This window comes from Pedobacter caeni (genome assembly GCF_900129215.1).
Classification (GTDB): domain Bacteria; phylum Bacteroidota; class Bacteroidia; order Sphingobacteriales; family Sphingobacteriaceae; genus Pedobacter; species Pedobacter caeni.
Map to the genome: position 1 here is coordinate 1,350,683 of NZ_FQUQ01000002.1, position 14,478 is coordinate 1,365,160.

8 protein-coding genes are annotated in these 14,478 nt (G+C 42.2%); 2 read left to right on the forward strand and 6 right to left on the reverse strand.

Translation table 11 applies throughout. From position 1 onward, the window contains the following. The first annotated feature begins 22 nt into the window (after nucleotides 1–22). Nucleotides 23–2,296 (forward strand): GH92 family glycosyl hydrolase, encoded by a 2,274-nt coding sequence (locus BUC20_RS13130; protein ID WP_073231461.1) that lies wholly within the window; start codon nucleotides 23–25, stop codon nucleotides 2,294–2,296. A 7-nt stretch (nucleotides 2,297–2,303) separates the two neighbouring features. On the opposite strand, the gene BUC20_RS33565 is transcribed toward BUC20_RS13130, so the two are convergent. After that, the gene (locus tag BUC20_RS33565; protein ID WP_084528814.1) at nucleotides 2,304–3,068 is read right to left on the reverse strand and encodes a response regulator transcription factor; all 765 of its coding nucleotides are present in this window, start codon (nucleotides 3,066–3,068) and stop codon (nucleotides 2,304–2,306) included. Further along, nucleotides 3,053–6,223, reverse strand: coding sequence for a ligand-binding sensor domain-containing protein (locus BUC20_RS13135; protein WP_084528816.1), 3,171 nt, complete (start codon nucleotides 6,221–6,223; stop codon nucleotides 3,053–3,055). The genes BUC20_RS33565 and BUC20_RS13135 overlap by 16 nt, the downstream gene beginning before the upstream one ends. 253 nt (nucleotides 6,224–6,476) lie before the next feature. On the opposite strand from BUC20_RS13135, the gene BUC20_RS13140 reads away from it, so the two are divergent. Next, entirely contained in the window at nucleotides 6,477–9,212 is a 2,736-nt protein-coding gene (locus BUC20_RS13140; protein WP_073231462.1) for an alpha-L-rhamnosidase, read from the forward strand. Nucleotides 9,213–9,715: 503 nt separating this feature from the next. Here the strand turns inward: BUC20_RS13140 and BUC20_RS13145 are convergent. The 4 genes from BUC20_RS13145 to BUC20_RS13160 form a co-directional block, all read right to left on the reverse strand. After that, nucleotides 9,716–10,651, reverse strand: a complete 936-nt coding sequence (locus BUC20_RS13145) for an SMI1/KNR4 family protein (RefSeq protein ID WP_073231463.1) — start codon at nucleotides 10,649–10,651, stop codon at nucleotides 9,716–9,718. Nucleotides 10,652–10,948: 297 nt separating this feature from the next. After that, nucleotides 10,949–11,791 (reverse strand): hypothetical protein, encoded by an 843-nt coding sequence (locus BUC20_RS13150; RefSeq protein WP_073231464.1) that lies wholly within the window; start codon nucleotides 11,789–11,791, stop codon nucleotides 10,949–10,951. A gap of 17 nt (nucleotides 11,792–11,808) precedes the next feature. Further along, the gene (locus tag BUC20_RS13155) at nucleotides 11,809–12,702 is read right to left on the reverse strand and encodes a metallophosphoesterase (protein ID WP_073231465.1); all 894 of its coding nucleotides are present in this window, start codon (nucleotides 12,700–12,702) and stop codon (nucleotides 11,809–11,811) included. Next, the gene (locus tag BUC20_RS13160) at nucleotides 12,696–14,462 is read right to left on the reverse strand and encodes a RagB/SusD family nutrient uptake outer membrane protein (RefSeq protein ID WP_073231466.1); all 1,767 of its coding nucleotides are present in this window, start codon (nucleotides 14,460–14,462) and stop codon (nucleotides 12,696–12,698) included. Before BUC20_RS13160 ends, BUC20_RS13155 begins: the two co-directional genes overlap by 7 nt. Nucleotides 14,463–14,478: the final 16 nt, after the last annotated feature.

Genomic DNA, 14,478 nt, shown 5'->3' on the forward strand with positions numbered 1-14,478 from the left:
ACATGAAAATTCATCACAGCACATGAAACTAAAATTTGTTGCCTTTTTTATTAGTCTGCAGGCCTGGATATCCGTTTTTGCACAACAAACAGACCTTGTGAAATATGTAAATACCCTGCAGGGAACCAATTCAAAGCACGAGCTTACCCGGGGCAATACGTATCCTACCACGGCCTTGCCTTTTGCCATGCATACCTGGACACCCCAAACCGGAAGAAACGGAGATGGCTGGAAGTACCAGTATTTCAAGGATAAAATCAGGGGATTTCAGCAGGCACATCAATGCAGTTCCTGGTCCAGAGATTATGCCGTATTTTCTTTGATGCCCATGACAGACCGTTTGGTGGTCAATGAAAACGAGCGGGAAGCGAAGTTCAGCCACAGCAATGAAATTGCGAAACCCAACTACTACAAAGTACAGTTCGACAACCAGATCAGTACCGAAATATCCCCTTCTGAACGTGGTGCTCATTTGAGGTTTAGCTATCCGGCAGGTCAGAAAAGTTTTTTGGTGCTGGATGGATATACAGGTCTTAGCGGCGTTAAAATTTATCCAAAAGAAAACAAGATCACTGGTTTTGTGAACAATGGAGAAGGCTTCAAAGAGGGTTTTAAAAACTTCTTTGTCATCCGTTTTGATCAGCCAATTAAGGCGTATGGAACATGGGAAAACAGGAACAATACCATCAAAGAAAACGAAACAGAAGCAGAAGGCTTAGGTACAGGGGCATATATTCAATTTAAGGACGGAGTAGTTGTACAAACAAAAGTAGCTTCCTCCTACATTAGTATGGAGCAGGCTGAACTGAACCTGAGCAGAGAGCTGGGCGCTGATAAAAGCCTGGAAGTAACCAAGGCGAAAGCGGCTGGAGTCTGGAACAAATCATTGTCGAAAGTGATGGTCGAAGGTGGAAGCGAGGCCGATAAAGCGACTTTTTATTCCTGCTTCTTCAGGGCAAGTATCTTTTCAAGGAAGTTTTATGAACTCGATGCAAAGGGGCAACCCTATTACTTTAGCCCCTATGATGGAAAGGTACATCCGGGGTATATGTTTACCGATACCGGCTTCTGGGATACTTTCCGTGCCCAGTTTCCTTTAAATACGCTCATGCATCCTGAGATGCATGGGCGGTACATGCAGGCTTTACTTGATGCCTACAAGCAATGTGGGTGGCTGCCTTCCTGGTCCTTTCCAAGCGAAGCAGGCAGCATGATCGGTAACCATGCCATTTCCCTGCTTGCAGATGCATGGGCAAAAGGAATCAGAACATTCGACCCTAAAGAAGTCCTCGCCGCTTATTTACATGAAGCAACCAATAAAGGTCCCTGGGGGCCTGCAAATGGGAGAGATGGCTGGAAAGAATACTTTGAACTGGGCTATGTGCCTTACCCTAAGTTCAGAGAGGCAACTGCAAAAACGCTGGAATACGCTTACGATGATTATTGTGCCTGGACGCTGGCAAAAATGACAGGAAACGATTTCTACGCCGGTATTTTCGAAAGGCAGATGTACAATTATAAAAATGTCTATGATCCTTCTACAAAATTCATGAGGGGAAAGAATGCCGAGGGGCAATGGACACCAAAGTTTGATCCTTTTGAATGGGGAGGCCCATATACCGAAGGGAATGCCTGGCACTATCAATGGTCGGTCTTTCAAGACATAAATGGCCTGATCAATTTAATGGAGGGGCAGCAAAACTTTACTGCTAAGCTGGATTCTGTATTCTCTGAACCCAATACAGTCAATGTAGGTACTTATGGAGGAATGATCCATGAAATGACGGAAATGGTGATGGCAAATATGGGACAATATGCACATGGAAATCAGCCCATTCAGCACATGGTTTACCTCTATAATTACGGTGGCCAACCCTGGAAATCTCAGTTTCATGCAAGGAACGTGATGAGTAAACTCTATGATGCTACAGAAAATGGCTATCCCGGAGATGAAGATCAGGGACAGACTTCCTCATGGTATGTATTAAGTGCGCTGGGTTTCTATAGTGTCACTCCCGGAACAGATCAGTATGTGATGGGGAGCCCGGTGTTTAAGAAAACGACCATCAATCTCGAAAACGGGAAGAAGTTTATCATCGAAGCTCCTGCAAATAGCGCGAAAAACGTGTATATAAAATCTGCCACTTTAAATGGAAAACCTTATACGGCCAATTTTATCCGCCATAGCGACATTGTAAATGGTGGGGTCTTGAAACTGGAAATGTCAGACCAACCGGAACTAAGCAGGGGACTGGCCGAGGCCGACAAACCATTTTCTTTAAGCTCAGCTAAATAAATGAGCCTTATGATTTATGATTGGCATATTCAGTAGGTGACATTCCGAATTGTTTGGAGAATACTCTCCCAAAATGAGTTTGAGAGCTGTATCCAACCAATTCGGAAATCTCATAGATCTTCAATGCACCCTCTTTGATGAGTTCCGCGCCTCTTTTTAAGCGGGAAATATTGATCAGTTCATTAGGACTGAGGTTGGAGATAGACTTGATTTTTCGATATAAGGTTGGCCTGCTCATGTTCATATGATTGGCCAGGTGTTCCACATCCAGATCAGGATTGCTGATGTCCTGATCTATGATGTTCTGGATCTTTTCCAGGAATTGTTCATCCGCTCTGGAATGGGCAATTCCTTTCAGGTGTAATAATGGTGAGCTGGAGAAATAAGCTTTGATCTTATTCCTGTTGGCGATCAGACTGGAAACCTGTACTTGAAGAAACTCCGGAGAAAATGGTTTTTCGACATATACATCTGCACCCAGTTCCAACCCCTGTATTTTAGAGTCCAGGGTATCCTTTGCTGTTAAAAGAATCAAAGGAATATGACTGAATTCGATGCTCGACTTCACTTTCATGCAAAATTCAAAGCCATCCATTTCGGGCATCATGATGTCACTGATAATCAAATGGACCATTTCTGTCTCCAAAATGTCCAGTGCTTCCATTCCGTTCGCTGCGGTCAGGATCTGAAACCTTTCGCTTAAGTCGTCCGCGATGAACTCTAAAATCTCTTCATTGTCATCTACCAATAAGATCGTTATCTCTTTTTCCATTTTCCGTCTAAGTTAAATTCCATTGCCTGATGAATCGGGAATACCGCCGTAAATACATTACATTCCGGACCGCTTTCTTCCAGGTATAAACGGCCCTGATGTAACTCTGCCAGCGATCTGGAGATGGATAAGCCAATACCGGTACCCCGCTGCATTTCTGTTTCCCTGGACCTGTAAAAAGGCTCAAAAATTTTGTTCTTTATTTCCGGAGCAATCTTAAGCCCATCGTTAATGGTTTGAATACTAAACTTGTCTTCCTCAGGATTTACACTGAGCACAATTTCTACTTTTGATTTACCATACTTAATTGCATTATCCACCAAATTACTCATAATCTTGTACAATGCTTCGGTATCTACATAGGCAAAAAACGGTGTGGAAGGAAGTCTGGTTTCAAAGCTGATGTGTTTGCTTTCAGCGGCATCCTGAAACTGCATTTTGATGTCCTCAATGAGTTCAGAGATGTTCAGCTTAACAAAATTCAGCGAATAGCCCTGAACCTCCGTTTTTCTGAAATCAAGTAACTGATTGGTGAGGTTCAGTAAACGGTCTGTGTTTCGGTTCATGGTTTTCAGGTTTTTCTCAATCACAGGAACTTCTTTTGAAAGCTTCATGATCTTTTCCATTGGTCCTTTGATCAGGGTAAGGGGAGTACGGATTTCATGGGCAACATTGGTGAAAAACTCAATCTTGGCCTGATAGATCTCCTTTTCTTTCTGGTGCTCAAAAAGCTTCATCCTTCTTTTGTTTTTAAGGTCTGTTCTTTTATGATATTCCAGGATCACTGCGGTTACTATGCCCAAAAATAAAATGGAATAAAGTGCATAAGCTAATGAGGTTTTCCAGAATGGAGGTTGAATGGTGATGCGTAACTTAACGTTGTCTTTACTCCATTCCGTACTTCCATTAATCATCGCCTTAGCCTCAAAGACATAAGTTCCGGGTGCCAGTTTAGTAAAATAAACCTTTCTGTTGGTTTTAAGATATTCCCAGCTATTGTACAGGCCGGTCATCTTATAAGCGTACTCTGTTGTTGCCGGGGAAGCATAACTGAGTCCCGCAAAATCTATACTAAAAGAGGATTGGTTGTGTTTCAGGGTAATCTGATTGGTGTAAAGAACGGATTTAGTCAGGATCTTACTGGCTTCTGGGTCCGTACTTTCTGTATTGTCGATCTGGAAACCAGTCAGAAATACAGGCGCTGTTTTAGAAGTGGGATTGAGTTGCTCCGGGCAGAAACTGACCATTCCCTTCAGGCTCCCAAAATACATTCTGCCATCACTGTCTTTATAAGAAGAATTGTAATTAAACTGATCGGTAAGCAAGCCATCGGCCCTGGTATAGGTTTTCACTTCAGCCGTCTGGGGATCAAAGCGGAATAGCCCCCTGGTACTGCTGATCCATAGTTTATGGTCATGATCTTCCAGGATTCTGAACAGAAAATTACTCGGAAGCCCATGGTTGGCGTTATATGATTTAAAGGTTGATTTTTCCTTGTCCAGTAAGGACAATCCACCACCGTCTGTAACGATCCAGATGTTCTTTTTGCTGTCCTCAAAAATTCCATTGATGGTATTGCTGCTCAGGCTGTTTTTATTGCCCTGTTCGTTTACGAAATTGGTATACCCGTTATCTCCCAATCGGAAGCGGAAAAGACCTTTGTCGTAACTTCCGGCCCATATATTGCCTTCACTATCTTCCAATATATTGTTAAAGAAATAAAAAGGGATGCCCGGTATCGCATCAAAATCATCTTTTTTACGGTTATACTTATAGAGTCCTACCGTGGTAGCAAGAAGGATATCTCCGGCTCTGGTTTTAACCATGCTCAACACAAAACTGGAACGCAGTGAATTTCCTTTTCCTGGCACATAATGTTTGATGACAATGCCTGTATTGATGTCCATCACATCCAGGCCATGCTCAAAAGTGCCAATCCAGAGATGGTTGTTGTCCAGTACCAAACCATGAACATTGGAATGTGCAATCGTAGTCTTGTTTCCGGTAGGGAAGAAGGAAGTGAAGCGACCGGTTTTTGGATCCAGTTTATTCAATCCTGCATCCTCCGTACCAATCCAGAAGTTGCCATTTTTGTCCTTAAGGATTTCGCGGACATCACTTCCGCTAATGGAGTTCCGTTGCTGCTCCGGGAAGTATTTGCTGAAAACAGAAGAAGGGGGCGCGTAATAATTTGTTCCACCAAAATAGGTGCCGATCCACATGCCTCCATCCCGGTCCCTGCATACAGAGTAAATGGCATTGTCGGACAGCGTATAAGGATTGCTGTATTGTTTTTGCTGCTGAGAGATGCTTCCATTACGGTGGTTATAAATGTATAGCCCGGATTCAGTGCCAATCCAAAACTCATCTTCATTTCTGGATTGCATATCTCTTACATAGATGTGTGTTTTATCCTTATTCTGGGTGATGATATCTTTTAACACATTTGTTTTAGGGTCGAATAACTTGATTCCCTGACTGCTCGATCCAAGCAGTAGCTGATGGTCTTTTGTTTCCATAAATACAGAAACCCAACCAATATTAACAGCGCCTTTTTTGTTTACCTGATAACGGGTCTTAAAAGACTTGCTCCCGGGATGATACATCGCAATATCGCCCTCCGGACTGGTAATTAAAACCGCTCCATCCGATTGGCAATAAATAGAACCCACATCAAACGAGTCTTCCACCCTGATTTGTGAAAACTCTTTTTTTTTCGGGTTGTAGCAATAGACTTTGCTATTGGAAAGGAGCCATAAATTCCCCTTCTTGTCTATATGTATTCGGCGAATGCCAATCTGCATGGTTTCCTTTACTGCACTAAAGGTTTCCTTTTCAGGATTGTATTTGTAAAGCCCCAGATCCGTGCCTACCCAAAGGCCCGCAGTTTTGTCGCTAAGCAGGGAATAAATCTTATCATTTCCCAGACTTGCCGGATCTGCCGGATCATGGCGGTAGGTTTTAAAGGAATAACCATCAAATCTGTTCAGGCCATCCTTTGTGCCAAACCACATGAACCCTTTATCATCCTGAACACTGGCAAAGACACTGTTGTGGGACAACCCGTTTTCTACCTGATAGTGCTTAAAATAATAAGGTTGCGCGTGCAGTCTCTCCGCAAACAGCAGCAAAAAAATAAGGATGGTTACTTTCAAAGTTATCTGGCTCGTTATTCAAATATATTAAAGATAACATTGCTTTTAGTATCTCACAGAGATTGAGACAAAATGCTGAAATTTTGATTCAAATAGACGGCATCAACACCGATTATTGGTTTATTTTAGGATAATTGTCCGGTAAAATTACTTACAGGATGGAGCAGGTTGCCACTTCAGAATCAATGATTTACTTTAGGAGTTCTCCTTTAAAAAAAGAGACCGGAACCAAATATTTTAACCACCCTGAGCTATGAAAAATTGCCCTATCGGAATTGTGCTATTTTGCACTGTATTTCATTTGTCTGCTGTTGCCCAGCAATTAGGTGTTGGCGCTTTAACAACGGAATACCGTAAAACCCCAATGGGAATTGAAGCTGCTGAACCTCGTTTAAGCTGGAAGATCACTTCCTCAAAACGTAATGTTTTGCAAAGTGCCTATCAGGTCCGGGTGGGTACAGATTCTGCTGGCTTATCTGCCGGTAAATCACTGGTATGGGATAGTGGAAATCAGAAAAGTGAGGCTTCTGTTTTTGTACGTTATGCAGGATCAGTCTTAAAATCCGGTACGCGTTATTACTGGCAGGTACGGGTAAAAGACAATCAGGGGAATAGTTCCGGATGGAGTGCGGTGAATTCCTGGTATACCGGCTTGCTGAGCTCCGCCGAATGGTCTGCTCAATGGATCACTACCTCATCAACATCTCCGGATGCCGGGCCAAGCCCGATGTTCAGGAAGGTCTTTTCTATTGAAGGAAAGGTGAAATCTGCTGTTCTTTACATCACTGCACATGGTTTATACGAAGCACAGTTAAATGGAAAACGTGTTGGAAATGATCAGCTCGCGCCCGGCTGGACGAGTTATCATAAACGCCTGCTTTACCAAAGCTATGATGTAACCGACTTGTTGAAGGCCGGACAAAACGCAGTCGGCCTCACCTTAGGTGATGGATGGTACCGCGGGTATCTGGCCTTTGATCGCAGACGTGCCTTTTATGGTAAACAGCTAAGTGGTCTGGTACAACTGGTGATCGAATATACCAATGGTACAAAGAAAACCATCAATAGCGATGGCAGCTGGAAATACAGCACCGGACCAATTCTCTTCTCAGATCTGTATAACGGGGAGATTTATGATGCCAGGTTGGAAAAGAAGGATTGGACAACTGTAAATTATAAGGATACCGGTTGGGAAAACGCAAAGACCATTGAAGCGAATAAAGAGGTATTGGAGAGCAGCATCAGTCCGCTGGCTCGTAAGCACGAAGAATTTAGCGTGGTCAAAATCATTAAAACACCAAAAGGTGAAACCGTTCTGGACTTTGGACAGAACCTGGTAGGCTGGGTCTCTTTTAAACTCAGTGGTAAAGCAGGGTCTTATATTCAACTGGAACATGGCGAAGTGCTGGATAAGGCCGGCAATTTCTATGACGCAAACCTCCGCCATGCCAAGCAGCATGTGAAATACATTTTTAAAGGAGGAGCACCAGAAAGTTATGAACCCCATTTTACCTATCAGGGATTCCGTTATGTAAAATTAACGGGCGATCTTACTAAAATAGAACCTTCATCCTTTAAAGCGATCGCGGTGTATTCGGATATGGATCCTACAGGTACATTTAATACCTCAAATCCATTGTTAAATCAATTACAACACAATATAGAGTGGGGGCAGAAAGGTAATTTTATGGATGTTCCTACCGACTGTCCACAGCGTGATGAGCGTTTAGGATGGACAGGAGATGCACAGGTATTTTTCCGTACTGCGGCTTTTAACATGGATGTAGCAGGTTTCTTTACCAAATGGATGAAAGATGTGGCTTCAGATCAGTTGAGCAATGGAAGTATTCCATTCGTAGTACCCAATGTATTGGGCGAAAATGAAGCTGGTTCAGCAGGCTGGGGCGATGCCGCAACGATTATCCCCTGGAACATGTACGTGGCTTATGGAGATAAAGAAATCCTGGCAACGCAGTATCTAAGTATGAAAGGATGGGTTGATTTTATGACCAGTAAAAGCACTGATAACCTATGGAATACTGGTTTTCATTTTGGCGACTGGTTGTTTTATCGTCCGAATGACGACAATGACGGTCGTTCGGCTATTACAGATAAATACCTGATTGCACAGGCTTTTTATGCCCACTCTACTCAGCTATTGATCAATACCGCAAAGGTATTGGGCAAAAAAACAGATGAGGCTCATTATTCCGAATTACTGGACCGCATCAAAAAAGCATTCCTGAAAGAATACATCACCCCTAATGGCAGAATGGTTTCCGGATCTCAAACAGCCTATGTGCTGGCTTTGAACTTTGATCTGTTGCCTGAAAATTTAAGGCAGCAGGCCGTAGATTTCCTGGTTAAAAACATTGAAAAATATGGAACTCATCTAACTACCGGATTTTTAGGGACCCCATATCTTTGTCATGTGTTGAGTAGGTTTGGTCGCACAGATGTAGCTTACCGCTTGCTGCTTCAGGAAACTTACCCTTCCTGGTTATATCCTGTAAAAATGGGGGCAACTACCATTTGGGAGCGTTGGGATGGGATTAAGCAAGATGGCAGTTTTCAAACTACCGACATGAATTCCTTTAATCATTATGCTTATGGCGCCATTGGCGATTGGATGTACAGGGTGATGGCGGGTCTGGATACAGATGAGTCTGCACCAGGTTATAAAAAAATAACCATCTCCCCGCGGCCTGGCGGCAACATCAGTCATGCTTCGGCACAACTGGAAACGTTATATGGTTTAACGGTAAGCGACTGGAAAATAGAAAACGGTGTTTTTAAGTTAAAAGTGGTGATTCCGCCAAATGCCAGCGGACAGATCAGATTGCCTGGCGCTGCTAATGCAAAAGTTACTGAAAATGGAACTGCATTAAATGCGATCAAAGGATTTGGTAAGATATCGACTCAGGGTAATGATGTTGAATTTAATGTTGGTTCGGGAATTTATCAATTTGAGTACCCGATAAAATTGTAATAACAATCGATAAAACAAGAGGATGCCTTTTTGGACACCCTCTTGTTGAAAAATTACAACAAAGTGTGTTTTCCCAGATAACTACTGGTACTTACTGTTTTACCTGTTGGAGATACAAAGTAGATCCAGCAATGAACCTCGGATCTGGCATAATCAAACGGAACGATCATTTTTTTTGCGATTTAATTTGAATATATTTTTAATTACAAGGAAAATGCAGTTAAGTTTGTAGTCCGGAGACAGGGGGAAAAGCTGACAGGTCTTTAATTAGACAGGCGTTTTACCTGGGCAGTCTCAAATAAAAGCTCCGAAAGGGGCTTTATTTATTTTATGCAAAATAAGATCAGTTATTGACGCAAACAAGGAGAGGCATTACATAAGGCTACTTGCTTAGCCTATAAAAGAACGAGGCGAACAATCATGCCGACTGTTCACCTCGTATCTAAATTAACGCTCTCGAATATAAAACGTCAAACAAATCATTTTGTTTTGTAAGGATGTAATTATTCTATGATTTCCTTTAGCGTTTCGTGTAAATGTGCTTCAGGATTCATCAATCGGTTTCCTTCCTTGTTCAATTCAGTTAATATGATATCAAATAAGCCTTCCAAATTTTCGGAAAGCACATACATATCCTCTTCATCCCGTCCGAAATTGATCACTTGTCCCTTTTTTCCTTTTTTGTCCGGGTCAAGGTCAATTCCGATAAAATTCCCTCCATGGTCTGAAAAAATTGGCAACCATTTATCGTGAAAATATTTTTTTTGTATGGTTCCATCAGGAGTAGAAGTAAAAGAAATTACATTGTCAAAATCATACATCGATCGCTCAACTTCATGTTTACCATTAGCGTAAACAATAAATTTTAATTCATCCCAATTGTAAGTTGGCTTTTCCAGTTCATGTAATTCCTTAATAGTTTTTGAAATATTAAGACGTTCACTAAAATCAATTTCTAAAATTTCTCTTTCTCTGGAAGTCGTATTTTCAGTTGCATAAAGATAGGGGCCTTCCGAACTATCTACCCCGCAACTAAACTCCATTTTGTACCAACTCTTTTGTAATCCGAATAGTTTGTGCTTTGGTGCTTTGTTGACATAGAATGTAACTATTTTCTCTATTAATATTGCTGATTTTTCGGGATCCGACAGACTTTTAGCTTCGGGCTTTATTAAAGACCGGCTAAACTTCAGCTGTCTGATGATATCGCCTGAACTACAAAACTTTTCTCCGAATAAAACCCCGGTTCCCTGATCAGATTGACCGTTTGCAAACCTATAAAGTGCTTTAATTTCTATTGGTAGTTGTTCATCAAGTAGTTGTTCGATTTTTTCGATGTCATTCACTGATATTGGAGCATTTAAGTCTCCAATCGGTTCCTTAGAATTGCTGCTTTGAATTGCTATAATCTCCTGAAGTTTTGTCGTTATGTTCATCATGTTATTTCATTGTAGCGCAAACCATTTAGATAGATAATTCTCAAAATCTTTTAATGGAAGACTGATCAGTTAATGTGTATCTCAGGTTAAAAATACCTACCAAACGTCAATTCTGAAAGTAATACTCTAATTATAAGGCAAGTGAGTGAATATTCGTATGAGTTGGACTGAAATTCGTTAATCGCTGAAAAGAAAGATTTTACCTATTTAGCAAGAACCTGATCAACTGATAGAAATTATAAAACCCCGAAACCAAATCTGGTTCCGGGGCTAAATAAAAACGGGGGAGCGTTGTTATTAGGTGTTGTTGTTACTTTTGAAGGTGATTAAAAGCACACTTAGGTGATTGTAAACTGCCAGTTTGGTAGCCAGATTAGCCTCTCCATAATACCTTGCCAGTGCCCATGCATACATTCTTACCGGTTGATTTCCTACTGTCTTATTGATAAAGTAGTTTTTCATTGGGGTATCTACTGTTGCATCATAGCTGATGCCATCAATACCATAAGTGGTCATGCTGCTGTGCCATCCATTCAGGATCGTTAACTGCTGAGCAGGAGTTTTTCCGCTCAATGAAGACCAGTTGCAATAGTAACTTACATTCCAGTTCTGCTGTTTGAAATTCACCAGGTACGAGATGTACTGGCTCTCTACCAAAACTCTGCTTTTGATGGAATACAAGCTGTCCATTTTGTTTAAAGTCGTCATGAACACCTGTTCGTTTGCAGCCCCATTCAGGTCCTTACAATCTAACCACAGGTATTCGAAGTCTGGCATTTTCTGGTTTAGATTGGCAAAGTACTCTTCCAGTGTCTGTCCCGTTGCTGTAGCAGCTTCATGTCCCACCAACAAGGTAGGCTTGTTGTTTCTTGTACCCACAAAAATATCTACTTCCAGACTTTTTACATTTGCAGCGATAATCTCATCTACTTTGATCAGGTTGTTTGCGCGGTGAGCGGCAACGATAGGTCCGCTGAGCAGCTTTTTGTCCGCATTGTTAATTACGGAACTCTTTTCAGGACCTGCATTGATCTCATCCACATTGGCTTGTTTTGAGCAGCTCATCAGGCCAGTGCAAATCATTAACATCGCGAATACAGCTGTCTGTAATCTTTTTGGGGTTTTTACTGTTTTTTTCATTGTTTATAGGGTTTGATTTAAAAATTAAGCGTTCTTGAGGTCATTCTGCCGCGGCCGGTCAGAACAATTTTGTTGGGGTAGAGTTCGATCACTCCGTAGGCATTCTCTTTAGAAGTTTCGATCATTCCTTCCAGGGTGATCGATGGGAGCTTATGGTAGTAGGCAAAATTTCCTGCATGATGATGGCCGGATACCAGGCCTTTAACATTCGGATATTTTTCTACGATGTTCAGGATCTCCCGGTTGTTGAGTGCTTCGTATCCTGTTTCAGGAAATAGGGGATGGTGACTAAAAACCAGCACATTCTTCTTTGTTTTCTGCGCTTTCTTTAATTGATTTTCCAGCCAGATCAACTGTAGGGAGCTGATTCCGCCGTTCCAGGGAAGCACGTTTTTCCGGCCTTCCTTTTTTAAACCGGCAGCAAGGTCCTGCCATTCCTTTTGAAAAGAAGAACCGGCTTTGGAACCATATTCAGAAACCTCATTTGTATTCAATACGATAAACATCCAACTGGCTTTTTCAAAAGCATAATAGGGTGCAGGCATGTCAAACTGCTTGTAAAGCATTTCTCTGTCGCTCACATTTACATAATCATGATTGCCCAATACATTCCGATAGGGGGCTTTCAGTTTTTTAAGGTGTTCCATTACCGGTGACAAGTCTTTGGGGCCCTGATCAACCAGATCACCGAACACCACATTAAAGGCCAGCTTTTCCTGGTTTAAATTAACGATGCAACTGTCCATTTTCTCCAGTGAATTCCTGTAATAGCGACTTCCATGGTCGTCTTTGTCTGCATATTGAATATCAGCGATTACGCCAAAACGTACAATAGGTTCCTGTCCCTTTGCCATTCCATGAACAAGCAATAGAAGACAGATCAGGAGGCTATAGCAATTTGTTTTTACCATCCGGGGTTAGGTTTAAGGTTAGTATTTAAGGTGATTTCGTTTGTTGGAATACATTCCAGGTAATCGCGCTGAGGATTAAACTGATATCCGGCGGGTAACTGTTTGATGTAAGGATCAATCAGCCCATTATTGTCTACCTGGTAGTTTATTTTCTGACTTGTCCATTCCGACTGATCCAGCGGATATCCTTTTGGTCTTTTACCCAGTAATAACTTATGGGCAGCCCAGCGTCTTAAGTCGTCATAACGGAAGCCTTCGGCCGCCAGTTCTACGGTCCGTTCTCTACGGATTTCATGAAGCTCGTTGGAGAGGGCATATCCATAATCCGCATAACTGTTTTTGTAAGGATCGGAGTTTGCTACGAAATTTGGCATTCCTGAACGTCTGCGTAATAAGTTGATGGAACGTTCATAATCTACTGCTTCGCCAAGTTCTGCTGTTGCTTCTGCATAATTGAGCAAAGCTTCTGCGTAACGGAAAATGATGGAGCTGGTGATGCTGTTGGTATTCCACGCTACACCACTGCCTGCCTGCGGATCTTTAGGGTCATTTCCTTTTTTAATCTGGAAACCGGTATTGTTCAGGTATTCCCCGGATTTATCCAGGAAAGGCTTGCTGAATGTGCCCTTGCCATAACTGTTGTCCCACATCAGCATGTTTGGAATCCAGATCAGTTGAGATAACCTTGGGTCACAATCCTGTGCAATCTTTGTCAGGAACTTGTTTCCTTTTACGGTTTTTGCTACCGTCAGGTAATCATAGGGAGTTCCTGTTTTGTCGAGATACTGTTGTATCTGGTCCATTGTTACCGAGATGCCGGCCGTGCGGTCTGATACATAGATCTGATAGCTGTGCGACAGGTTCTGTGTACGGTCGAATTTTTTCCATAACAATACCTCAGGATTGGCACTTTGATCAGCTAAAGAAAACATTCTGTTGTAGTCTTCATTGGGAGCCGAGTTGCTGTAAATACCTGTTTTATACTCCGGTTTCATCAACTCTTCGGCTGCTTGTTTGGCAATTCTGAAATATTTATTCGGATCAGTACCAGTGGTGGCAAATACAGTTCCTCTATGGTATTTCTGCCAGCTTCCTTCAAAGAGAGCTACTCTTGATTTGAACAATAGCGCTGCTTCTTTACTCAGGCGGTTTGATCCTCCCTGTACTGTTCTTAAAGAAGGTAGCTGAGTAATGGCCCGGTCAAGGTTCGATAAGATAGAATCTATGACCAATGTTCTGGAGTCACGTGCTTTGTAAAGCTCTTTTGAGTCCATACTCAGGGGCTTATCGTACCAGGGAACATCTCCATAGGTCAGCACTTTGTCGAAATACAGCTTAGCTTTAAAAAAATGTGCTTCGCCAAGAAACTGCTTATACCTTTCAAAGGGATCTTTGCACTTTTGATAGTTTTCAAAAAATACATTGATGCTGCGGATGCGGGCCCATTTCCAGTTTCCTCCGGAGGTGACCACGGTACGTGCGCCATTCCAGGTTGTGCTTGCAGTGGCTGAAATCTGTGTGTCAGATCCTCTGGTGGCATCCCAGCTCGTAAGTCCGGTATAAGAGCCAACCGAGTCAATTACCGGAAAGCTCGTATAAAACTGGAGCACATACTTGTCCAGGTCTGTTGCAGTTTTCCAGTATTCATCGTTTGAGATCTGGGTTAAAGGGTTTCTTTCCAGGTAGTCCTTTTTACAGGAAGAGAGCGCGGTTACTGTAAAAAGAAACAGGGTCCAGTATGCGTATATATTCGTTTTCATCGCTTCTTAGAATTAA